The 22555-nt window shown below is 59.7% G+C and carries 19 protein-coding genes and 1 pseudogene; 4 read left to right on the top strand and 16 right to left on the bottom strand.

The window, feature by feature from the left end; all coding sequences use genetic code 11:
* Positions 1-13 precede the first annotated feature (13 nt).
* The 16 genes and pseudogenes from odhB to tsaD all read right to left on the bottom strand — a co-directional run bounded on the left by odhB (position 14) and on the right by tsaD (position 17494).
* Positions 14-1258: a 2-oxoglutarate dehydrogenase complex dihydrolipoyllysine-residue succinyltransferase gene (gene odhB, locus AC0L7L_RS01645; RefSeq protein ID WP_473511443.1), complete on the bottom strand. Its 1245-nt coding sequence runs from the start codon at positions 1256-1258 to the stop codon at positions 14-16.
* A gap of 95 nt (positions 1259-1353) precedes the next feature.
* A pseudogene (locus AC0L7L_RS01640) lies at positions 1354-4339 on the bottom strand (2-oxoglutarate dehydrogenase E1 component).
* A 168-nt stretch (positions 4340-4507) separates the two neighbouring features.
* Positions 4508-5413, bottom strand: a complete 906-nt coding sequence (gene sucD, locus AC0L7L_RS01635) for a succinate--CoA ligase subunit alpha (RefSeq protein ID WP_272209915.1) — start codon at positions 5411-5413, stop codon at positions 4508-4510.
* Positions 5414-5419: 6 nt separating this feature from the next.
* Positions 5420-6616: an ADP-forming succinate--CoA ligase subunit beta gene (sucC, locus tag AC0L7L_RS01630; protein WP_272209914.1), complete on the bottom strand. Its 1197-nt coding sequence runs from the start codon at positions 6614-6616 to the stop codon at positions 5420-5422.
* Between the two features lie 31 nt (positions 6617-6647).
* A complete protein-coding gene (gene mdh, locus AC0L7L_RS01625) occupies positions 6648-7610 on the bottom strand; it encodes a malate dehydrogenase (protein ID WP_473511440.1) in 963 nt (320 codons plus the stop codon).
* 173 nt (positions 7611-7783) lie between these two features.
* Positions 7784-8938 (bottom strand): cell division protein ZapE, encoded by a 1155-nt coding sequence (gene zapE, locus AC0L7L_RS01620; protein ID WP_473511438.1) that lies wholly within the window; start codon positions 8936-8938, stop codon positions 7784-7786.
* A gap of 118 nt (positions 8939-9056) precedes the next feature.
* Complete coding sequence (locus AC0L7L_RS01615; protein WP_272209910.1) at positions 9057-9638, bottom strand: AprI/Inh family metalloprotease inhibitor; 582 nt, start codon at positions 9636-9638, stop codon at positions 9057-9059.
* Between the two features lie 119 nt (positions 9639-9757).
* Positions 9758-10537, bottom strand: coding sequence for a succinate dehydrogenase iron-sulfur subunit (locus AC0L7L_RS01610; RefSeq protein ID WP_272209909.1), 780 nt, complete (start codon positions 10535-10537; stop codon positions 9758-9760).
* A 16-nt stretch (positions 10538-10553) separates the two neighbouring features.
* The gene (gene sdhA, locus AC0L7L_RS01605; protein ID WP_272209908.1) at positions 10554-12392 is read right to left on the bottom strand and encodes a succinate dehydrogenase flavoprotein subunit; all 1839 of its coding nucleotides are present in this window, start codon (positions 12390-12392) and stop codon (positions 10554-10556) included.
* A 7-nt stretch (positions 12393-12399) separates the two neighbouring features.
* Positions 12400-12780: a succinate dehydrogenase, hydrophobic membrane anchor protein gene (sdhD, locus tag AC0L7L_RS01600; RefSeq protein ID WP_473511433.1), complete on the bottom strand. Its 381-nt coding sequence runs from the start codon at positions 12778-12780 to the stop codon at positions 12400-12402.
* A gap of 12 nt (positions 12781-12792) precedes the next feature.
* Positions 12793-13185, bottom strand: coding sequence for a succinate dehydrogenase, cytochrome b556 subunit (sdhC, locus tag AC0L7L_RS01595; RefSeq protein WP_272209907.1), 393 nt, complete (start codon positions 13183-13185; stop codon positions 12793-12795).
* Positions 13186-13493: 308 nt separating this feature from the next.
* On the bottom strand, positions 13494-14135 hold the full coding sequence (locus AC0L7L_RS01590; RefSeq protein ID WP_272209906.1) for a class I SAM-dependent methyltransferase: 642 nt from the start codon (positions 14133-14135) through the stop codon (positions 13494-13496).
* Positions 14136-14204: 69 nt separating this feature from the next.
* Complete coding sequence (locus AC0L7L_RS01585; RefSeq protein WP_272209905.1) at positions 14205-14633, bottom strand: EVE domain-containing protein; 429 nt, start codon at positions 14631-14633, stop codon at positions 14205-14207.
* Positions 14634-14638: 5 nt separating this feature from the next.
* Positions 14639-14932 carry a YciI-like protein gene (locus tag AC0L7L_RS01580; protein WP_272209904.1) on the bottom strand — a complete coding sequence of 98 codons (294 nt, stop codon included), beginning with the start codon at positions 14930-14932 and terminating at the stop codon, positions 14639-14641.
* Between the two features lie 481 nt (positions 14933-15413).
* Positions 15414-16400, bottom strand: a complete 987-nt coding sequence (locus tag AC0L7L_RS01575) for an NAD(P)H-dependent glycerol-3-phosphate dehydrogenase (protein ID WP_473511427.1) — start codon at positions 16398-16400, stop codon at positions 15414-15416.
* Entirely contained in the window at positions 16397-17494 is a 1098-nt protein-coding gene (gene tsaD, locus AC0L7L_RS01570; RefSeq protein ID WP_272209903.1) for a tRNA (adenosine(37)-N6)-threonylcarbamoyltransferase complex transferase subunit TsaD, read from the bottom strand. The genes AC0L7L_RS01575 and tsaD overlap by 4 nt, the downstream gene beginning before the upstream one ends.
* Before the next feature lie 72 nt (positions 17495-17566).
* Between tsaD and hemC the strand changes: the two genes are divergently transcribed.
* The 4 genes from hemC to AC0L7L_RS01550 all read left to right on the top strand — a co-directional run bounded on the left by hemC (position 17567) and on the right by AC0L7L_RS01550 (position 22549).
* Positions 17567-18496 (top strand): hydroxymethylbilane synthase, encoded by a 930-nt coding sequence (gene hemC, locus AC0L7L_RS01565; protein ID WP_473511425.1) that lies wholly within the window; start codon positions 17567-17569, stop codon positions 18494-18496.
* Between the two features lie 4 nt (positions 18497-18500).
* Positions 18501-19220: a uroporphyrinogen-III synthase gene (locus tag AC0L7L_RS01560; RefSeq protein WP_272209901.1), complete on the top strand. Its 720-nt coding sequence runs from the start codon at positions 18501-18503 to the stop codon at positions 19218-19220.
* 110 nt (positions 19221-19330) lie between these two features.
* Complete coding sequence (locus AC0L7L_RS01555) at positions 19331-20644, top strand: COG4223 family protein (protein WP_473511422.1); 1314 nt, start codon at positions 19331-19333, stop codon at positions 20642-20644.
* A 12-nt stretch (positions 20645-20656) separates the two neighbouring features.
* Complete coding sequence (locus tag AC0L7L_RS01550; RefSeq protein ID WP_473511420.1) at positions 20657-22549, top strand: heme biosynthesis HemY N-terminal domain-containing protein; 1893 nt, start codon at positions 20657-20659, stop codon at positions 22547-22549.
* Positions 22550-22555 lie beyond the last annotated feature (6 nt).

Below are 22555 nucleotides of genomic sequence, written 5' to 3'. Positions count from 1 at the left end.
GGTTATTTTGAAATCAGAGATCGAGAACGAGACGTTCGGGATCTTCCAGCGTTTCCTTGACGCGGACCAGGAAGGTCACAGCCTCCTGGCCGTCGACCATACGGTGGTCGTAGGACAGTGCCAGATACATCATCGGGCGGATGACAACCTGACCGCCGATTGCCACCGGCCGTTCCTGGATCTTGTGCATCCCGAGAATACCGGACTGCGGCGCATTCAGGATCGGCGAGGACATCAGCGAACCGTAGACGCCGCCATTGGTGATGGTGAAGGTGCCACCCTGCATGTCCGCCATCGAAAGCTGACCGCCGCGCGCTGCCTTTGCAAGACGGGCAATCTCGGCTTCGATCTCGGCAATCGTCATCTGGTCGGCATCACGCACGACCGGAACGACGAGGCCCTTGTCTGTGCCAACGGCCATGCCGACATGACAGAACTTCTTGTAGATGATGTCGGTGCCGTCGATCTCGGCGTTGACCGCCGGGATTTCCTTCAGCGCGTGACAGACGGCCTTTGTGAAGAAGCCCATGAAACCGAGCTTGACGTCATGCTTCTTCAGGAACAGGTCCTTGTACTTGGAGCGCAGTTCCATCACCGCTGTCATATCCACCTCGTTATAGGTGGTCAGCATGGCCGCGGTGTTCTGGGCGTCCTTCAGGCGCTTCGCAATGGTCTGGCGAAGGCGCGTCATTTTCACGCGTTCCTCGCGGTCGGCATCCTCAACCTTGGAAGGCGCACGCTGCGCGGCCTTGGTAGGTTCCGCTGCGGGAGAAGACGTGCCCTTGGTCGCAGCTGCGATCACATCGCCCTTCAGGATCTGGCCGCGTTTGCCGGAACCTTCAACCTGATCGGAAGAAATGTTCTTCTCTTCCATCATCTTGGCAGCGGCCGGAGCAGCCGGCATGTCCGAACCGGACTTCGGCTTGTCTTCAACCTTGGCTGCCTCTTCCTTCGTCGCGTCTTCCTTAGGAGCCGCTTCCTTGGGGGCTTCCTTTTCGCCGCCGCCTGCGGCCAGGGCATCGCCCGCGGCGATCTGGCCGAGCAATGCGTCAAGTTCGACGGTCTCGCCTTCGCCGGAGACGATTTCGGAAAGCGTGCCGGAAGCCGGCGCCGGAACCTCGATGGTCACCTTGTCGGTTTCCAGTTCGACAATCGGCTCATCGGCGACGATGGCGTCGCCGACCTTCTTGTACCAGGTGCCGACCGTTGCTTCGGTAACGGATTCACCCAAAGTGGGAACGCGGATTTCAGTGGCCATGTCAAAAGTCCCGAGTTTGAAAAAACGTGTGTCCGGATCGCCTTGCGGCGGTCATTGCATGCCGGGCTTTGGGTCCGGCATGCGCCTATTCATTCTTATTCACCGAGCGCGTCATCGAGGAAGGCCGCGAGTTGCGCCTGATGGCGCGACATCAGGCCCGTCGCCGTTGAGGCGGCTGCGGCGCGTCCGGCATAGCGAACCCGCGAATGCTTGGCATCGATATGGGTCAACACCCATTCCAGATAAGGTTCGATGAACGACCAGGCACCCATATTCTTCGGCTCTTCCTGACACCATACCATCTCCGCGTTCTTGAAGCGCGAAAGCATGTTGATCAGAGCCTTGGCCGGAAACGGATAAAGCTGTTCGACGCGCAGTAGGTAAACATCGTTGATACCGCGCTTCTCACGCTCCTCGAACAGATCATAATAGACCTTGCCCGAGCACATCACGACGCGGCGAGATCTTGGAGTCCTTGACCAGCTTGATCGGCGTATCGTGTTCGACGGCATCGTCCCACAGCAGTCGGTGGAAGGCGCTCTCGCCGGCGAATTCCGAAAGCGTCGACTGAGCGCGTTTGTGGCGCAGCAGCGATTTCGGCGTCATCAGGATCAGCGGCTTGCGGAAGTCGCGTTTGAGCTGGCGGCGCAGAATGTGGAAGTAGTTCGCCGGCGTGGTGCAGTTGGCGACCTGCATGTTGTCTTCAGCACACATCTGCAACCAGCGCTCCAGACGGGCGGAAGAATGTTCCGGCCCCTGCCCCTCATAGCCATGCGGCAGCAGGCAGACGAGACCGGACATGCGCAGCCATTTGCGCTCACCCGACGAGATGAACTGGTCGAAAATCACCTGCGCACCATTGGCGAAGTCGCCAAACTGGGCTTCCCACAGTGTCAAAGCGTTCGGACGTGCCAGTGAATAGCCGTATTCGAAGCCGAGCACGGCTTCTTCCGACAGCATCGAATTGATCACCTCATAGCGACCCTGGCTGGCGCGGATATTCTGCAGCGGAAGATAACGCTCTTCGGTTTCCTGATCGTAGAGCACGGAATGACGCTGCGAGAAAGTGCCGCGCTCGACATCCTGACCGGACAGGCGAACCTTGAAACCCTCGTGGCACAATGCGCCGAAAGCCAAAGCTTCGGCCATGGCCCAGTCGACACCCTCGCCGGTTTCGATCATCTTGGCGCGGTTGTCGAGGAAACGCTTGACCGTACGGTGAACATTGAAGCCCTCCGGAACTTCGGTGAGCTTCTTGCCGATTTCCTTCAGCGTCTTCATCGGCATAGAGGTCTTGCCGCGGCGCAGTTCATCCGCATTGTCAGCGGCACGCAAACCGGACCATTCGCCATCCAGCCAGTCAGCCTTGTTCGGCTTGTAGGAAGAGCCTGCTTCGAATTCCTGCTCAAGGAACGTTCTCCAGTCGGCGAGCATGCCCTCGAATTCTTCCTTGGTGATCAGGCCTTCCTTGATCAGCCGGTCGGCGTAAAGCTGGGTAACAGTCTCGTGGCCGCGAATCACCTTGTACATCTTCGGCTGCGTAAACGCAGGCTCATCGCCCTCATTATGGCCGAAGCGGCGGTAGCAGAACATGTCAATGACCACAGGCTTGTGGAATTTCATGCGGAATTCGGTCGCAACCTTGGCCGCATAGACGACAGCCTCCGGATCGTCACCGTTGACGTGGAAAATCGGAGACTCGATCATCTTCGCGACATCCGACGGATAGGGTGAGGAGCGCGAAAACGCCGGGTTGGTGGTGAACCCGATCTGGTTGTTGACGATGAAGTGAACCGTACCGGCAACGCGGTGGCCGCGCAGACCGGATAGGCCGAGAATTTCAGCAACCACACCCTGACCGGCAAAGGCAGCATCACCATGCAGCAGCAACGGCATCACCTTTGCGCGCTCGGACAGCGGCACGATTTCGCCTTCACGGCGGGTCGCGATGATATCCTGCTTGGCACGTGCCTTGCCCATAACGACTGGATCGACGATTTCCAGATGCGAAGGGTTCGCTGTCAGCGACAGGTGGACATTGTTGCCGTCGAATTCGCGGTCGGAGGAAGCGCCCAGATGGTACTTAACATCACCGGAACCCTCAACATCGTCGGGCTTGAACGAGCCGCCCTTGAATTCGTGGAAGATAGCACGGTGGGTCTTGGCCATCACCTGCGACAAGACGTTCAGGCGACCGCGATGCGGCATGCCGAGCACGACTTCCTTGAGGCCGAGCGCGCCACCACGCTTGATAATTTGCTCCATCGCCGGGATCAGCGATTCTGCGCCATCAAGACCAAAGCGCTTGGTGCCCTTGTATTTGACATCCAGGAACTTTTCGAAGCCCTCCGCCTCGATCAGCTTCTGCAAGATCGCCTTCTTGCCGTTTTCGGTGAAGGTGATGCTCTTTTCCGGGCCTTCGATGCGCTCCTGAATCCAGGATTTTTCTTCCGGATTCGAAATGTGCATGAACTCGACGCCGAGCGTGGTGCAATAGGTGCGCGTCAGGATGTCGAGCATTTCCGGGATGGTGGCGTATTCGAGCCCCAGAACATTGTCGAGGAAGATGCGGCGGTCGTAATCGGCCTCGGTGAAGCCATAGGCCTTGGGCGATAGCTCGTTGTAGTCGTCATCGGCCATGCCGGCGAGACCCAGCGGATCGAGCTTGGCATGAAGGTGGCCACGCATGCGGAAGGCACGGATCATCATCAGCGCGCGCACGGAATCGCGGGTCGAGCGCAGCACGTCCTCGTTCGAGAGGTCAGCACCTTTGGCGGCAGCCTTGCCGCGCAGCTTCTTCTCGACCACCTGCTCGACATCGGCCCAGTTGCCGTCAAGCGCGGCCGTCAGGTCGTCATTGGGCTTTTGCGGCCAGTCGGCCTTTTTCCAGGACGCGCCTTCGGCTGCCTTGCGCACGGCATCCGGATCGTCGCCGAGCGCCTTGAAGAAGTCCCGCCACTCTTCCGATACCGAGTTCGGATCATCTTCATAGGCCGCGTACAGATGCTCGATATAGGTGGCGTTGGCACCATCGAGAAACGAGGTCAGAAGAAATTGTTCGTTGGCTTCTTGCCTTGACATATGCACCGCGCGGATCGCAATCCGCCTCCCGCTTGAAACGACGAAACCGGCTCTTGAGCCGGACCATCCGATGAAACACCGATTATGACGACCGTCAAATGGCCACAAAAACGGTAAATTCGTGACGGCCCTCACAAAAAGGCCGTCACGCATCTGTTCTTAGGTGGATCAGCCCTTCAGGACTTCAACCAGAGTCTTGCCGAGACGCGCCGGAGACGGCGACACGGTGATGCCAGCGGCTTCCATTGCCTCGATCTTGTCTTCAGCGCCGCCCTTGCCGCCGGAGATCACGGCGCCGGCATGACCCATGGTGCGGCCGGGAGGAGCGGTACGACCCGCGATAAAGCCAACCATCGGCTTCTTGCGGCCCTTCTTGGCCTCGTCCTTCAGGAACTGCGCGGCTTCTTCTTCAGCCGAACCACCGATCTCACCAATCATGATGATGGACTCCGTCGCATCATCTGCGAGGAACATTTCCAGCATGTCGATGAATTCGGTGCCCTTGACCGGATCGCCGCCGATGCCGACGGCCGTGGTCTGGCCGAGGCCTTCATTGGTGGTCTGGAACACGGCTTCATAGGTGAGCGTACCCGAACGCGACAGAACGCCAACGGAACCCTTCTTGAAGATCGAGCCCGGCATGATGCCGATCTTGCACTCTTCCGGCGTCAGAACGCCGGGGCAATTCGGGCCGATCAGGCGCGATTTCGACTTGTCGAGCTTCGCCTTGACCTTGACCATGTCGGCAACCGGGATGCCTTCGGTGATGCAGACGATCAGCGGAATTTCCGCCTCGATCGCTTCCAGAATCGCAGCGCCCGCGCCTGCCGGCGGAACGTAGATCACGGAAGCATTGGCACCGGTCTTGTCCTTGCCCTCGGCAACGGAGGCGAAGATCGGCAGCGCCGTACCATCAACACCGGAAGACCATTCGGTGCCACCCTTCTTGGGATGAATACCGCCGACCATCCTTGTGCCGTAATAAGCCAGCGCCTGCTCGGTGTGGAAGGTGCCGGTCTTGCCGGTAAGGCCCTGAACCAGAACCTTGGTGTCTTTATTGACCAGAATTGACATGGGTACTCAGGCCTCCTTCACGGCCGAAACGATTTTCTGCGCCGCGTCATCGAGATCATCGGCGGAGATGACATTCAGACCGCTTTCGTCAATGATCTTCTTGCCGAGTTCGACATTCGTACCTTCCAGACGGACAACCAGCGGAACCTGCAGGCCCACTTCCTTGACAGCCGCGATCACGCCTTCGGCGATGACGTCGCAACGCATGATGCCGCCAAAGATGTTGACGAGAATGCCCTTCACAGCCGGATCGGCGGTGATGATCTTGAAGGCCGCTGTGACCTTTTCCTTGGAAGCGCCGCCGCCAACGTCGAGGAAGTTGGCAGGCTCGGCACCGTAAAGCTTGATGATGTCCATCGTCGCCATGGCGAGACCGGCGCCATTGACCATGCAGCCGATGTTGCCGTCCAGCGCCACATAGGCGAGGTCGTATTTCGACGCTTCGATTTCCTTGGCGTCTTCTTCCGTCGTGTCGCGCAGTTCGCGGACATCGTCGTGGCGGAACAGCGCATTGCCATCGAATGAGCACTTGGCGTCGAGAACACGCAAACGACCGTTTTCCATGACGATCAGCGGGTTGATCTCAAGCAGGCTCATGTCCTTCTCGACAAAGGCCTTGTAGAGGATCGGGAACAGCGTTTCGCCATCCTTGGCCGCATCGCCCTCAAGCTTGAGCGCGGCGTTAATGGCTTTGACGTTTTCAGCGGTCACGCCGGCTTCCGGTTCAATCGCGACCGTGATGATTTTTTCAGGCGTTGACTCGGCAACGGCCTCGATGTCCATGCCACCCTCGGTGGAGACCACGAAGGCAACCTGACCGACAGTGCGGTCGACCAGAAGCGAGCAATACAGTTCGCGGTCGATATCGGCGCCATCTTCGATGTAAAGGCGGTTGACCTGCTTGCCGGCCGGGCCGGTCTGCTTGGTCACCAGCGTGTTGCCGAGCATCTCTTCGACGAAGGCCTTGACCTCGTCGGCAGATTTAGCAAGGCGCACGCCGCCCTTGGCATCAGCCGGCAGTTCCTTGAACTTGCCCTTGCCGCGGCCACCGGCGTGGATCTGGCTCTTGACCACATAAAGCGGACCGGGAAGCTTGCCGACCGCAGCCTCGACCTCTTCGGCGCTCAGGATGGCAACGCCATCGGCAACCGGCGCGCCATAGCCCTTCAGCAGAGCCTTGGCCTGGTATTCATGAATATTCATGCGGATATTCGTCCTTTTTAAAGAAAGCGGCTTATTTCAGAGCGGGTGCGATGTCCTTGCAGGCGTCGCAAAGCCCCTTGACGGCGTCCACCGACTTTTCAAAGCCAGCCTTGTCTTCGCCCTTGAGCTCGATTTCGACGATGCGCTCGACACCGCCTTCGCCGATAACGATCGGAACGCCGACATACATGCCGTCAACGCCGTACTGGCCGGTGAGCAGAGCCGCCGCCGGCATGACACGCTTTTTGTCTTTCAGATAGCTTTCCGCCATCGCGATGGCCGAGGCTGCCGGTGCGTAATAGGCAGAGCCATTCTTCAGCAGGGCAACGATTTCGCCGCCGCCGCCGCGTGTGCGGGTAATGATCGCGTCGAGTTTTTCCTGCGTGGTCCAGCCCATCTTGATCAGATCCGGAAGCGGAATGCCGGCAACGGTCGAATACTGGGCGACAGGAACCATGGTGTCACCGTGACCACCAAGAACGAAGGCGGTGACATCTTCAACGGAGACGTTGAATTCTTCGGCGAGGAAATAACGGAAACGGGCCGAGTCCAGCACGCCAGCCATGCCGACAACCTTCTCAGCCGGAAGACCGGAGAACTTCTGCAGCGCCCAGACCATAGCGTCGAGCGGGTTGGTGATGCAGATCACGAAAGCATTCGGGGCATACTGCTTGATGCCGGCGCCGACGGCTTCCATGACCTTGAGGTTGATACCGAGCAGATCGTCGCGGCTCATGCCTGGCTTGCGCGGCACACCGGCGGTGACGATGCAGACATCCGCGCCTTCGATAGCCGAATAGTCGGAAGCGCCGGAAAGCTTTGCATCAAAACCATCGACCGGCGACGATTCCGCGATATCGAGTGCCTTGCCCTGCGGCAGGCCGTCAGCGATATCGAACAGGACGACGTCGCCCAGCTCCTTGAGCCCGGCGAGATGCGCGAGCGTGCCCCCGATCATGCCCGAACCGATCAATGCGATTTTATTGCGCGCCATGAATGTATCCTCTGAAAACTCATTTCTGGACGATGGTCAAAACCGTGCCCATGACGATGTTGGGATATCGGCAATTGCAGTATTTTTCAACCGATTTTTCTGAGGCCAATATTTTCAATCGGTTATATCCATTTTATTTGACGTTAACGTCAAAAAATAGCGAAGCCGCGCCCTTATTTCGCCCATTTTTCCTTGTGCGCGGCGAGATAATCCGTGCTGCGCATCTCGAAAAGCCGTGAGGCAGTGCGCTCGAACTCGAACCCCTCGCGGCCCTTCCGATCAACCAGAAGTTCCTCGGGCATCGCTTCCGCAGAGATTACCGTGCGGATGGTGCGGTCATAAAGCGTGTCGACGAGAATGATGAAGCGCTTGATTTCATTGCGCTGGTCGGCGGTCAGCACCGGCACGTCATCGATGAACACAGTGTGGAAACGATCGGTGATCGCCATATAGTCGGCAGCGCCAAGCGGCTTCCTGCACAGATCATCGAAACTGAACCGCGCGAATTTGCCACTCGCCTTTGGCACATGCAGCACGCGACCGCGCAGTTCAAGCTCTTCCGGTCCGGTTTCGGCGCCACCTGTGGCCACGTTCCAGTTTTCCTCCATCTTGCGCCGGGTCTCGTCGTTCAGCGGCGTGAGATAAACCGGACGCCCCTCGAATTTCTCCATGCGGTAATCGGTATCGGAATCGAGTGTCGTTACCGTGACATTTTGTTTCAGAACCGTGATGAAGGGCAGGAACAGCCCGCGATTGAGGCCATCCTTGTAGAGATCGTCAGGCGCGACATTGGATGTCGCCACAAGCACGCAGCCCCGCTCGAACAGGGCGGAAAACAGCCGCGACAGGATCATCGCATCGGCAATGTCGGTCACGGTAAACTCATCGAAGCATAAAAGCCGGTTCTCGCCGATGATCTGATCGGCGACTGGGCCAATCGGATCAGCCTCCTTCACCTCACCCGCCTTCAGCTTGCGCCGGTGCACATTCAGCCGCTCCTGAACATCGGCCATGAAGGCATGAAAATGGGCGCGGCGCTTGTCGGCGATCGGGGCTGCCTCGAAGAACATGTCCATCAGCATGGTCTTGCCGCGACCGACGCTGCCATGGATGTAGAGCCCGTCCACCAACGGTCCACCGGGCTGACGCGAAAGCCCGAAGAGGCGTGAAATCAGTCGCCCCCCTTCTCCGCGGGCACTGGCTGCGGCAAGCTTCACAAGAATATGGTCAAGCGCGCCCGCTACAGCAAGCTGTGCGGCATCGGCCTTGAGTTTGCCCGCTGCGGTCATTGTCTCAAGACGTTGGGTAACGCTCGTCATCGCGGCCATGAATTATTCCGGGAAATTGGATGGATATGCCGCAGGCAAGCGCGGCCGGAAGCCACAAAGGCTTTAGCTGACAAATCCGCTATAAGAAAGGGCCCGCCTCGGCGAGCCCTTTTCGGATTTAGCGGCTGAGCACAACCTGTTGCCCCGAGCTGCTGCTGCCTTCAATGCGGCTCGCGCCCGTCTTGTAGAGCCGGGCAATCGCAAAACCATTGGCATCGTTGAGGACGACCTGATCGCCGTTGATGCCCCAGGATTTCATCTGTGAAAGACCACCGGTGCAGCCCCGGGTTCCGCCCCGAAGACCGTCGCCAAGATTGGTCAGCGTCAGGAACATGTCGCACTGGACACCGCCTTCATTGACCTTCCAACTACCGACCAGATCAGAATTGGAAAGCGCCATCGCACCAGCCGGCGCAGCGACATTGCCCATGCCGCCGCTGCCCGTCGGCGCGCCGGGCGCCGCCGGGAACTGTCCGGCATTCCCCTTCGTCGCCATATCAACCGGCATAGAACCCGAATTATAAGTGCCCTGCTGCACGCCGCCAGGTGGCGGAAGGTTACTGCTCTGCACCTGGCCTGCGGGCGCAGGTGTCAGAGGCTGGGGCGCCACTGGCTGGGAGTAATTATAACTGGTCCGCTGACAGGCGCTCAGCGCCAGGACCGAGGCTATCGCCGTTGCGATCAGAACCTTTTGAACCATCTGTTAAAAACTCCCGCTCATCCTCGGCCGATCATGATTGACGGCAATCATATCGTGCGTTTTCATCGCCCTGCAAGAGGCCAGCCCGAAAAGACCCGCCTCTCGCCCATTCACCAGGCTCAGACCGCGCGCTCGACCAGCATCTTCTTTATGCCGGCAATGGCCTTGGCGGGGTTGAGCCCCTTCGGACAGGCCTGCGTGCAGTTCATGATGGTGTGGCAGCGATAGAGCCGGAACGGATCTTCCAGATCATCGAGCCGTTCGCCGGTTGCCTCATCGCGGCTGTCGATCAGCCAGCGATAGGCCTGCAGCAGCACGGCAGGGCCGAGATAACGGTCGCCGTTCCACCAGTAGGACGGGCACGAGGTCGAGCAGCAGGCGCACAGAATGCACTCGTAAAGCCCGTCAAGCTTCACCCGATCCTCATGGCTCTGCTTCCATTCCTTGGCCGGCGGCGGTGATACCGTCTGCAGCCAGGGTTCGATCGAGCGGTGCTGGGCGTAGAAATTGTTGAGGTCCGGAACCAGATCCTTGACCACCGGCATATGCGGCAGAGGATAGATTTTTACCTCGCCGCTGATCTCGTCCATACCCTTGGTGCAGGCGAGCGTATTGGTGCCATCAATATTCATGGCACACGAACCACAGATCCCCTCACGACAGGAGCGTCGCAGCGTCAGCGTCGGGTCGATATTGTCCTTGATGTACAACAGCGCATCGAGAACCATCGGACCGCAATTATCCAGATCGATATAATAGGTATCGATGCTCGGATTTTTACCGTCATCAGGGTTCCAGCGATAAATCTTGAACTCGCGAACATTGGTGCCGCCATCCGGCTTCGGCCAGGTCTTGCCCTTGCTGATCTTCGAGTTCTTGGGAAGCGTGAATTCAACCATTTCCTGTTCCTCTCGATCAGTAGACGCGGGCTTTCGGCGCGATCTTGTTGATGTCGATGCCCTCTTCGATCAGATCCTGATGGACCGGACGATAATCAAGCGAGACCTCGCCAGCCTCATTGAGCCAGGAAAGCGTATGCTTGCGCCAGTTCTCGTCATCACGACCGGAGAACGGGCCATCGACATAGTCCTCGCGGGCATGAGCGCCGCGGCTTTCCTTGCGGGCTTCGGCACCGTACACCGTCGTGATGGCGCAGGCCATCAGGTTATGGAGTTCAAGCGTTTCGACGAGATCCGAGTTCCAGATCATCGAACGGTCGGTCACCTTGACGTCCGGCAGTTCGTTCCAGATCGCGGAAATGCGCTGGCAGCCCTGCTCGAGCGTTTCCTGCATGCGGAACACGGCGGCATCTTCCTGCATGGCGCGCTGCATCTTGTCGCGCAGCACCGCCGTCGGCTGTGAGCCATCGGCATGGCGGATGCGATCAAAACGCTCCATGATCTTGTCGCAGGCATCGGTATCAAGCGCCGGGATCGCACTTTCACGGTCGATCACCTGTCCGGCACGGATGGCGGCAGCGCGACCGAAAACCACAAGGTCGATCAGCGAGTTGGAGCCGAGACGGTTGGCACCGTGAACCGATGCGCAGCCGGCCTCACCGACGGCCATCAGGCCGGGCGCAACCCGCTCGGGGTTTTCGCTATCCGCATTCAGCACCTCGCCCCAGTAGTTCGTCGGGATGCCGCCCATATTGTAATGCACCGTCGGCAGAACCGGGATCGGCTCGCGGGTAACATCAACGCCAGCGAAGATACGTGCGCTTTCCGAAATGCCGGGAAGACGTTCCGCAAGAATGGCCGGATCGAGATGATCGAGATGCAGGAAGATATGGTCCTTGTTCTTGCCGACGCCGCGGCCTTCCCGGATTTCCATCGTCATGCAGCGCGACACCACGTCACGCGACGCCAGATCCTTGGCGGACGGCGCGTAGCGTTCCATAAAGCGCTCGCCCTCGGAGTTGGTCAGGTAGCCGCCCTCGCCGCGCGCGCCCTCGGTAATCAGGCAGCCGGCGCCGTAAATACCCGTCGGGTGGAACTGCACAAATTCCATATCCTGCAGCGGCAGGCCGGCACGGGCAATCATCCCGGCGCCATCGCCCGTGCAGGTATGCGCGGAAGTGGCGGAGAAATAGGTACGGCCATAACCGCCGGTCGCCAGAACCACCATCTTGGCCGTAAAGCGATGGATGGTGCCATCATCGAGGTTCCAGGCCACAACGCCGGTGCAGACACCATCATCGCTCATGATCAGGTCGAGCGCGAAGTACTCAATGAAGAATTCGGCGTTGTTCTTCAGCGACTGGCCGTAAAGCGTGTGCAGTATGGCATGGCCGGTGCGGTCGGCAGCGGCACATGTGCGCTGCACCGGCGGGCCTTCACCGTAATTCTGCATATGCCCGCCGAAGGGCCGCTGATAGATCTTGCCCTCTTCATTGCGCGAGAACGGAACGCCGTAATGCTCCAGTTCGTAAACGGCCTGTGGCGCTTCCATGGCGAGATACTGCATGGCATCGACATCGCCGAGCCAATCAGAACCCTTGACGGTATCATAAAGATGCCACTGCCAGCTGTCCGGCGTCATGTTCTGAAGCGAGGCGGCAATACCGCCCTGAGCGGCAACCGTATGCGAGCGCGTCGGGAAAACCTTGGTAATGCAGGCGGTCTTGAAGCCCTGCTCTGCCATGCCGAGCGTGGCGCGCAGACCTGCACCGCCAGCGCCGACGACGATCACGTCATAAGCGTGATCGACATATTCATAGGCCTTGGCGTTCTTTTCGGGAGAGGAAGGTGCCATCTGGTCGTTACCCCACAAATGCAATCTTCAGGAGGGCGAAAATGCAGAAGCCGCCCACCAGGACTGTGAAAAACGTGTTCGCCATCAAAGCGGAAAGCTTCAACAACTCGTTGTGAATATAGTCGTCGATGACTTCCTGCATGCCGATGCGCATGTGGATCAGCCCGGCCAGCACCATCATCGCCATCAGCACGGAAACGAAGGGATTGGCAAGCGAAGCGGTGACCGCCTCGTAAGACGCGCCGAGATGGGCGATGACGAACAGGATGAAGAAGATGAAGAGCGGCACAAGAGCAACAGCCGTCATGCGCTGCATCCAGAAATGCCCGGTGCCCTCCTTGGAGGAGCCGAGGCCGCGAACCTTTTTGAGCGGTGTACGCATATCCATTGGTTTTTCCTCCTACCAGGCGATCAGGCCGATGATCCAGAGCACCACTGTGACGCCCACGGACACATACGGCAGCGCGATTGCCACTTTTGTGGTGAATTCCTTGCCGAGACCATGGCCGAAATCCCAGACGAAATGCCGCAAACCGCCAAGAAGGTGATGCACCAGCGCCCAAGTGTAGCCGAACATGATCAAAAGCCCGAGCCAGGAGCCGAGGAACCAGCTGACACAGTCAAACGCTTCCTTGCCCATGGCCGCGGACACCAGCCAGGCGGCCAGAAGAACGGTACCGAAATACAGGGCCACGCCGGTGATACGATGGATGATAGACATCGCCATCGTCGGAATGAACTTGTAGACTTGAAGATGCGGCGACAGGGGCCGGTTGCTGGTCGGAGTGGCCATCAAAACCTCACGGGTGTTCAAAAGGCGCATAGCATGATGCGAGCTTCCGACGCGAAGACGCCGGACAATACCGTTGTTCCACGGTGGTGTAACCATGACAAGCCACTGCGACAAGACGTTTCACGCTCGCCGGACCGATTTAATCGGTTAGACGAAACAGGGAATCGGCAAAGTGCAGGCCGTTGGTCAACCGTGCACGCGGAAAATCGCATGGCTGGACGGCCAAGTCCACTCGATTCGTTGAATTTCAATAGCTTAACATGACTTAAAAAGTCATATTTAAGACTGAGGCATCCTGAAAATGGAATTCAACGGAACCGCCAGACTGTGGTTCTCTTCACTTCGCTGTCTTCCAGAACACGTGTGACCGGCACTTGATATCCGGCCAGCTTTTCAAGCCGTGACACCGGGCAATAGGCCCGTCCGGGGTCGCCGACGAGAACAGCGACGCCGGCTTCGCTCAGCGTTTCAAACCACGGGAGCAACTGCGCGGCCCAGTCGGCGTCGTAGAAAACATCTCCGGCGAGGACAATGTCGCAATCCAGCGCGTCGCCCATCAGGTTTTGGCCGCAATAGTCGACCGTGACATGGTTCAGGCCCGCATTGAGGGCAACCGCGCAACCGGACCAGTGATCGATATCGGCAGCCAGAACGGACATTGCACCAGCCTTTGCTGCTGCAATCGCCACCAGTCCGGAGCCGGTGGCAAAGTCGACAACCTGCTTTCCGGCAACACATTCAGGATGATCCAGCACATAGCGTGCAAGTCCCTGCCCGCCCGCCCAGGCAAAGGCCCAAAATGGCGGCGGCAGGCCGATCTCCTCAAGCTCCGCCTCGGTTCTCATCCAAAGGTCGTGCACCTCGCTTGCCAGCCTCAGCCGGATTTCAGGCACATGCGGCGGGGTCAGGACATCGGTATTTTCCAGGATGAAGGTCTTGCGATCATTCATGAGGCAGCACGTTCTTGGGCCTGTTGCCGATGCTTCAGATGAAAGGACACGTCAAGAAGCAACGAAGGTTTACCGTGGCGGATTATCCAGACCGCCCATGCGGCAGACTTCAAGCCACTCGTCTTCCTTCACCGGCTGCACGGAAAGCCGCATCGAAGTGACCAGCGCCATGTCGGAAAGCTTCGGGTTGGCTTTGACATCCTTCAGCGTCACCGGTTTGGGCATGGCGGTCACTGCACGGATATCGACGCACTCCCAGCGCGGGTCTTCGGTCGTGCTGTCATGATGGGCAAGCGCACACACTTCGCAGATGCCGACGACTTCCAGCCCCTCATTGGAATGATAGAAGAAGCCTTTGTCGCCGATTTCCATGGCCCGCATGTTATTGCGGGCCTGGTAGTTGCGCACGCCGTCCCATTCCTCACCGGCCTCGCCCTTGTCTTTGAGCATCTCCCAGGAAAACTTGAACGGTTCGGATTTGAAAAGCCAGTAGGCCATGAAGCTCAGACCCCCGGATTGTTGTAGAGCCACTTGTAGGGCTTGACCTCGACCTTCTCGAACAGCCCGGCCTTACCATAGGGGTCATCAGCCGCAATCGCCTCCGCCGAGGTCTGGTCCTTCGCCTCGATCAGCAGCATCGAGCCGCAGGGCTTTTCCTGCTCGTCGAGAAACGGGCCGGCAATCTTCAGCGTGCCCTTTTCATTCAGCCCGTCGAGCCATTCGAGATGGCGGGGCCGGTTTTCCATACGGATATGGATGTGATCGGGTTTGTCCTTGCACAATACGGCGAAAAGCATGTGATATCTCCTCTTGTTCTATTCAGTGATGATGGGCCAGTTCATCAATCCTTCAGCTGCCAGCAATCAGCACTACTCTGCGCCGCCTGTACGGTGCACTGGTTCAAGTAGCACGGTCACTCGACACAGCCTTTCACTCTAGGTTTTCCTTCAAAAACCTCGGGCCACATCTCGTCTTTCCATTTCAGCGTCACCGTCTGCCCATCAAAAATCCTGACCTGACAGTTTGGATCCCCGCGCTGCGACCGAATTTGTTCGTACTTTCTGTCCACGCACTGACCTATGCTATTGGGCTCAACACCATCTGCTCTGCATTCAATAGACAGTTTATACGTGTAATACAGACGATCTGAGCGTCTATACTCGTCAGCGGGATCCGCTTCGTGAGACGTACAACCCGAGATCAGGACACAAAGGAGCAAAAAAACAGCTGCCGGTTTCATCACCCATCTCCTTCTGGAAAATTAGAGCATCTCAATCTTCATTCGGTCGTGATCGGCCGGGTCATCAGTTCTTCCAGCGCCTGCGGTATGTCGAGCTTGCCTTCGAGCACGCGGGCGACCGCATTCGAGATTGGCATCTGCACACCGTAGCTGCCGGCAAGCTCGCTGGCGACGGAGGCGGAATAGACCCCTTCGACAAGCGCTGCATTGACCCCGTCAAAATTACCTTCGGCAAGCGCCACGCCATAGCGGAAATTGCGCGACTGGCGCGATGAGCCGGTCAGCACCAGATCGCCAAGGCCGGAAAGACCGCGCACGGTCTCCGCCTCACCACCCATGGCAACGGCCAGCCGAGACATTTCCGCAAGGCCGCGCGAAATCAGCGCTGCGCGTGCCGATTCGCCAAGCTCCGCGCCTTCGACAATGCCGCAGGCAATCGCCAGCACGTTTTTCAGTGCGCCGCCGATCTGCACGCCGACGGGGTCGCCGGAGGCATAAATCCTGAAAGTCCGCCCGGAAAGGATCGTCGCCGTCTCCTGCGCCAACGTCCGATCCCGGAAAGCGAGTGCCATGGCGATCGGCTTGCCGCCAGCCAGATCAATCGCAAAGCCCGGCCCGGACAGCGCGCCTGCATGATGGCGCGGCAGCGCCTCGTTCAAGACATCGGTAATCAGCCGACTGCTGGCCCGCTCGATCCCTTTGGCCGCAGATATGATGACGGCCTCGCTATTGAGATAGGGCGCGTAATAAAGTGCCGCTGCGCGCTGGGCCTGCGCCGGAACGGCAAGCACCACGGTATCAGCCTGACCGAGAATTTTGGGATCGATGGTGAAATTCAGCGCGTCCGGCAAGGTGATGCCCGGCAGCACTCCTTCATGGCGACGGCTTGTCCGCATCGTCTCAATCAGCTCGGCATTGCGGCCGAGCAGCGTCACCGCGTCCTCGCCCTCATGGGCAAAAACGGCGGCCAGCGCCGTGCCGAATGCTCCCGAGCCGATGACGACAGTCTTTTTCTTCTCACTCATGCTTTCGCACCTTTCTTTCCGCTGCCGATCAGGGCGCTCGCCTTGGCGTCAAGCGGCCAGCGCGAGCGCACGGCCATATCGAGTCCATTGGCGGAAAGGCCGGCGGCCTCACGCTCGAGCCCGGCCCACGCGATCATCACAGCATTATCCGTGCACAGCCTGATGGGCGGCGCCACGAAGGCAAAGCCCTGGCTTTCACACAATGATGTCAGCACCTCCCGAATGGCGCTGTTGGCGGCAACGCCGCCGGCGACAACCAGCGCCGGGCGATCTTCGTCCGCCAGCCCCTCTGCCCTGAAACGGGCGAGCGAACGTCCGACGCGATCTCGCAATGTTTCAGCGACGGCCAGTTGAAAGGCCGCACAAAGATCGGCAACATCTTGCTCTTCCAGCGGGGCCAGCGCCTGCGCGGCCTGCCGGACTGCAGTCTTGAGGCCGGAGAAGGAAAAATCCAGCCGCGCCTCGCCCCGCATCGGGCGTGGCAGCGGAATGCGCTTCGGGTTCCCGGTCACGGCTGCCTTTTCCACCTGCGGACCGCCGGGATAACCGAGATCCATCAGCTTCGCCGTCTTGTCGAAGGCCTCGCCCAGCGCGTCATCAATGGTCGTGCCCCAGCGCTCATACTGGCCGACACCGCGCACCAGCACGATCTGTGTATGACCGCCGGAAACCAGCAGCATCAGGAAAGGAAAGGAAACGCCGTCCGTCAAACGCGCCGTCAGCGCATGGCCTTCGAGGTGATTGACACCGTAAAACGGTTTGCCGCTGGCATAGGCAATCGCCTTGCCGCTCATCGCACCGACGAGCAGCCCACCAATAAGCCCGGGTCCAATGGTCGCCGCAATGCCGTCGATGTCTTGCAGGCTGACGCCGGATTGGTGAATTGCCTCGGCAATCAGCCGGTCCATCGCTTCGACATGGGCGCGCGCGGCAATCTCCGGCACCACACCACCGAAGGCTGCGTGCTCCTCCATCTGGCTTAGCACCACATCGGCCAGAATTTCACCGTGCCCGTCGGCGCCACGCGCAACAACAGCGGCGGCGGTTTCATCACAGCTCGATTCGATACCGAGAAAGACTGTCTTCTTGTTCATGGGCTCAGACGAGTATTTGCGACGGCGCGCAATCCGGTTTACGAAACACCCGGTAACAACGGTGGACGCAGGATGCAAACGAAACCTTACAGGATCGGAACGCGCGGCAGCCCGCTGGCGCTCGCACAGGCTCATGAAACACGCGACCGGCTGATGGTGGCTCATGGCCTGCCAGAAGACATGTTCGAAGTCGTGGTACTTTCCACCAAGGGCGATCGGATCACCGACCGGCCGCTTTCTGCCATCGGCGGCAAGGGGCTTTTCACCGAAGAGCTGGAAGCCCAGCTTCTGTCGGGTGAGCTTGATTTCGCTGTACATTCGTCAAAGGACATGCCGACGAAGTTGCCGGAAGGCCTCACACTGACCACCTTTCTGCCCCGCGCCGATCCGCGCGACGCCTTTATCGGCAGAGCGGTCAAAAAGCTCGCTGACCTGCCGGAAGGGGCTGTTGTCGGCTCGTCCTCGCTCAGGCGCCAGGCTCTGATTCGCCGCCTCAGGCCGGATATCGAGGTGGTGATGTTCCGCGGCTCGGTGCAGACGCGGCTGCAAAAGCTTGCTGATGGCGCGGTGCAGGGCACGTTTCTCGCCCATGCCGGTTTGCAACGTCTCGGCATGGAGGATGTGGCAACCGAAGTCCTCAGCGTACGCGATTTTCTGCCCGCCCCCGCCCAGGGCGCGATCTGTATCGAGCAACGCAGCGGCGATGCCCGTATCGGCGCACTGCTGGCTCCCGTCAACGACGACGACACGACAGTTGCCGTTTCCTGCGAACGGGCATTTCTGGCCGCCCTTGACGGTTCCTGCCGCACCCCGATTGCGGCCTATGCCCGCTGCTTCAACGAGCGTATTTCGTTTTCCGGCATGATTTTGACCCCGGACGGCGTCACCGCACACGACATCGTCACCGACGGCATGCGTGGTGAAGCCGAAAAGCTCGGGCGCTTTGCCGGCGAAACACTGAAGAAACGAGCAGGCCCCGGCTTTTTCGAAGACTGGACCTGACGCCATGCGCGTTCTCGTGACCCGACCGCAGGAGAAGGCCGCCAGCACTTGCGCGCGCCTTGAGGCCATGGGGCACGCCGCGTTTCAGATGCCATTGTTTCGCCCGGTGCATTTCGAGGATGCTGTTCGCAACGCCATTGGACCGAACCGCTGGTCTGCGCTTGCCGTCACCAGTACCGAGGCGCTTTACGGGGTGAACGCGGAACGCGATGCACCCGGCATGAAGGACCGGCCGGTGTTTGCCGTCGGCCACAAGACCGCAGAAGCCGCAAGGACTGCCGGTTTCAACCGTATAGTCGAAGGTGGCGGCAACGGACAATCCCTAGCCAGCACCATAGCCGCCTGTCCGCCCGACGAAGATGCGCCGCTGCTTTACCTCGCCGGCAGTCAACGCGCGCCGTTCTTTGAAGAAGCGCTTCAGCAATACAATATCGCGTTCGAGACCGTGACGGTCTACGCAATGCGACCGGTTGTCGTTTCACCGGCGCAGGCTGAGAAGATACTGACGGCGGCAAGGCCGGATGCGATCCTGTTTTATTCGGCGGCGGGTGCCGCACGCTTTTTCGCACTCGTCCGGCCCACATTGCTGGAAGAATTCGGTCTCCAGCCCGAATTCCTGTGCCTGAGTGCAGCTGTCGCGGCGGGGCTGCCGGGAAACCTTTCGGCAATGGCCCGAATTGCCGAAACGCCTGATGAAAACAGCCTGTTTGGTCTGCTTGACTGAGGGTTTCTGCCGGGCTTTTCCGCGTGTCCGGCAACAACTACACCACAAAGACCTTTTCTAAACAGCGCGCGCCCTCTAACTTAGCAGCAGGAAGCGCAAAAGAGGTAACCATGGTTTCGGACACGCCGTCACAGCCCCCGAAGAACGAAAAACGTGAAGACACCAACGTGACGCCGGCCCATGAGGCCGGCCACGAAACCGGAAATCCGCCCGTTGCGCCTGAAGATAACGACACCGCCGTCAAGACGGCGATGGCCGATGTCGCCGCGGCGATCAAGCGCCATGAAGAACACGGCGCGCAGGAGCCCTCCCGAGAAGCTGACAGCGAAACCGACGAGACCGTGACGGCTGATGAGACGACCGAAACAATATCAGACGGCGGCAATACCGCAACACCGCCGCCTCCGGCAGATGAACCGCCGCAGGAAAACCACGGTCCGGGTATCGGTGGCTTCATCGCCGCAGGGGTTGCGGGCGGTGTCATTGCACTAGCGGGAGCCGCCGCACTATCCTATGCCGGCCTTATTGGCCCGTCATCTTCGAATGGATCGATGCAGGACGAGCTTTCCGCCCTGCGCCAGGAAATCACGACCCTCAAATCCGGGGATCAGTCCGGCGCCGTCAGCAGTCTTCAGTCTGACGTCTCGTCACTGAAAAGCCAGATCGAAAGCCTATCCTCCGGCAATGGCAGTGACAGCGTTGCCGCTCTTCAGCAGCAGGTTTCAAAGCTTCGAAACACCGTCCAGTCCGATGCAAGCCAACTGCAGTCCCTTGCCCAGGAAAACGCCACCCTGAAAAGCAATATCAGTTCCGCCCAGCAGGCCATGCAGCAGAAACTGACAGCGCTCGAGCAAAAGGTGAACACGCCCGGCAAGGATCTCGCCGTGGCCCGCGCCATTGCCGCCGCCGGTCTGAAATCGGCCATCGACCGGGGCCAGAATTTCGAGACGGAGCTTGCGACATACGCGCAGGTTGCCCCCGCAGCCAAAGACCTGGCCACGCTCAAATCGCTGGCTGCAAGCGGCGTACCGACGCGTGAAGCGCTGACCGAGCAGTTTTCATCGATCGCCGATAGCATCATTGCAGCCACCAACCAGCCGCCACCCGATACCGGCATTTTCAATCGCCTGGTCGACAGCGCCAAGGGCCTCGTCAATGTCCGCCCTGTCGGCGATGTCGAGGGCGAAGGCACGCCCGCGATCGTTGCACGCATTGAAAACGACCTGAAGCAGGGCAACCTCAAACAGGCTGAGCAGGAATGGCAATCCCTGCCGGAGGACGCCAAACAGGTCTCGTCGGATTTCGAAAATGCACTGTCCGCTCGCATCAAGGCCAACAAACTGGTGTCGGAAACGCTGGCAAGCGCGCTTGGCAGCACCGCTGGCGCGCCGGTTGCCGGAACGCCATCCACACCAGCCAATTAAGGAGGGCACGATATGATCAGACTGCTCATTTTCGCGATCGTCGTTCTCGCCTTTGCTCTCGGTTTCTCCTGGTTTGCCGACCGCCCCGGCGAGCTGACGCTGACATGGCAGGGCCAGCTGTTCCAGACACCGCTGACGACCGCTCTTGCCCTGCTGATCGCGTTGATTTTCGTGGTCATGGTCGTATGGTGGCTGATCAGCGCACTCTGGACCTCCCCCAATAGTGCACGACGCTATTTCCGCGCCCGCAAACGCGACCGTGGCTATCAGGCAATCTCCACCGGTCTGATTGCAGCCGGCTCGGGCAATCTGGTGATGGCGCGCAAGATGAGCACGCGCGCCCATGCGCTGCTGAGTGTCGATCAGGAACCGCTGATCCACGTGCTCGATGCGCAGGTGGCGCTGATCGAGGGCAATCACGACAAGGCGCGGCGGCTGTTTGAAACCATGGCCGACGACCCCGAAACACAGGAACTCGGCCTGCGCGGTCTTTACCTCGAGGCAAAACGCGTTGGCGCAGACGAGGCCGCACAGCAATACGCCGAGCGCGCCGCCGACAAGGCGCCCTACCTGGCCTGGGCGGCCAAGGCGACGCTGGAAAGCCGCACCCGTCAGGGCCGCTGGGATGATGCCATCCGGTTGCTTGACCAACAGCGCTCGGCAAAGGTTACAGACAAGCAGGAATCGGCCCGGCTCAAGGCCGTTCTTCTGACAGCACGAGCTGAAAGCAAGCTTGACACCGATCAGAAGGGCGCGGCCGCCGACGCGCTTCAGGCGCTGAAACTGCGAGATGATTTCCATCCTGCCGCGATCATCGCCGCCAAGGCCTATCTCGCACAGGGCAATCTCAGAAAATCCGCAGGCGTTCTGGAGATGGTGTGGAAGAAGGAACCACACCCGCAGACCGGTGCGCTCTATGCGCGCGCCCGTGGCGGCGATACTGCCGTCGACCGTCTGAAACGGGCCGAAAAGCTCGAAGGTCTGAAGCCCAACAACCCGGTTTCGCTGATGGTCGTTGCCCGCGCAGCGCTGGACGCCCGCGAATTCGAAAAGGCCCGGACCAAGGCGGAGGCGGCAGCGCGTATGCAGTCGCGCGAAAGCGCCTTTCTTCTGCTGGCCGATATCGAGGAAGCGGAAACAGGAGACCAGGGGCGTGTACGCCACTGGATGGCCCAAGCGCTGCGCGCCGAACGCGACCCGACATGGGTCGCCGACGGCCTGGTTTCGGAATACTGGCGCCCCTATTCGCCTGCGACCGGCAAGATCGATGCGTTCGAGTGGAAAGTGCCTTACGGCGCGATCGAAGGTCCCGTCGAGGAAGGTTCGGCCACCCGTCTGGACGCAGCCCTGAAAAGCCTGCCGCCCATTGGTGGTGTGAAAGCCGAAGAGCCTGCCGACGACACTGCGCCGATCTTCGATGATGCCGCCGAGGCCAAAGCGGAGGCGTTCGCAAGCAATGCGCCCGAGGGGCTGACCGAAGATAAGCCCGCCGGCCCAACAATGATTGACGCCGCAGCCGTGGCCCCGGCCGCCGTTGCCGAGGCGGCTCATATCGCCGACACGGGTGGCAAAGAGGATGAAGCGCAGGCCGCTGAAACAGAAGACGAAACAGAAAGGGCCACGCCTGAAGAACCCGAAGCCGAGCCTGCTCTGGACGAAACGGAAGTGAGGGACACCTCCCCCGAAAACCCGGCAACGGACGATGCGACTGTACCAGAGCAAGGCACTGCGGAAGACGACCTAGCCGCACCGAAACCGGCTGAAAGCGGGCCGGAGGACGAGGACGAAGACGCTGACAAGAAGCCTGGGTTCTCGCCTTTTGGCGGCCGTACACCGGATGATCCGGGCATTTCAGACAGCGACGACGATGACGCACCGCCGCCGAAAAAACGCAGGTTTTTCTGAACACCT

Source organism: Martelella sp. K41-7, assembly GCF_055808365.1.
Note: the sequence above shows the minus strand (reverse complement) of the source record. Positions and strands in the feature narration are given on the sequence as shown.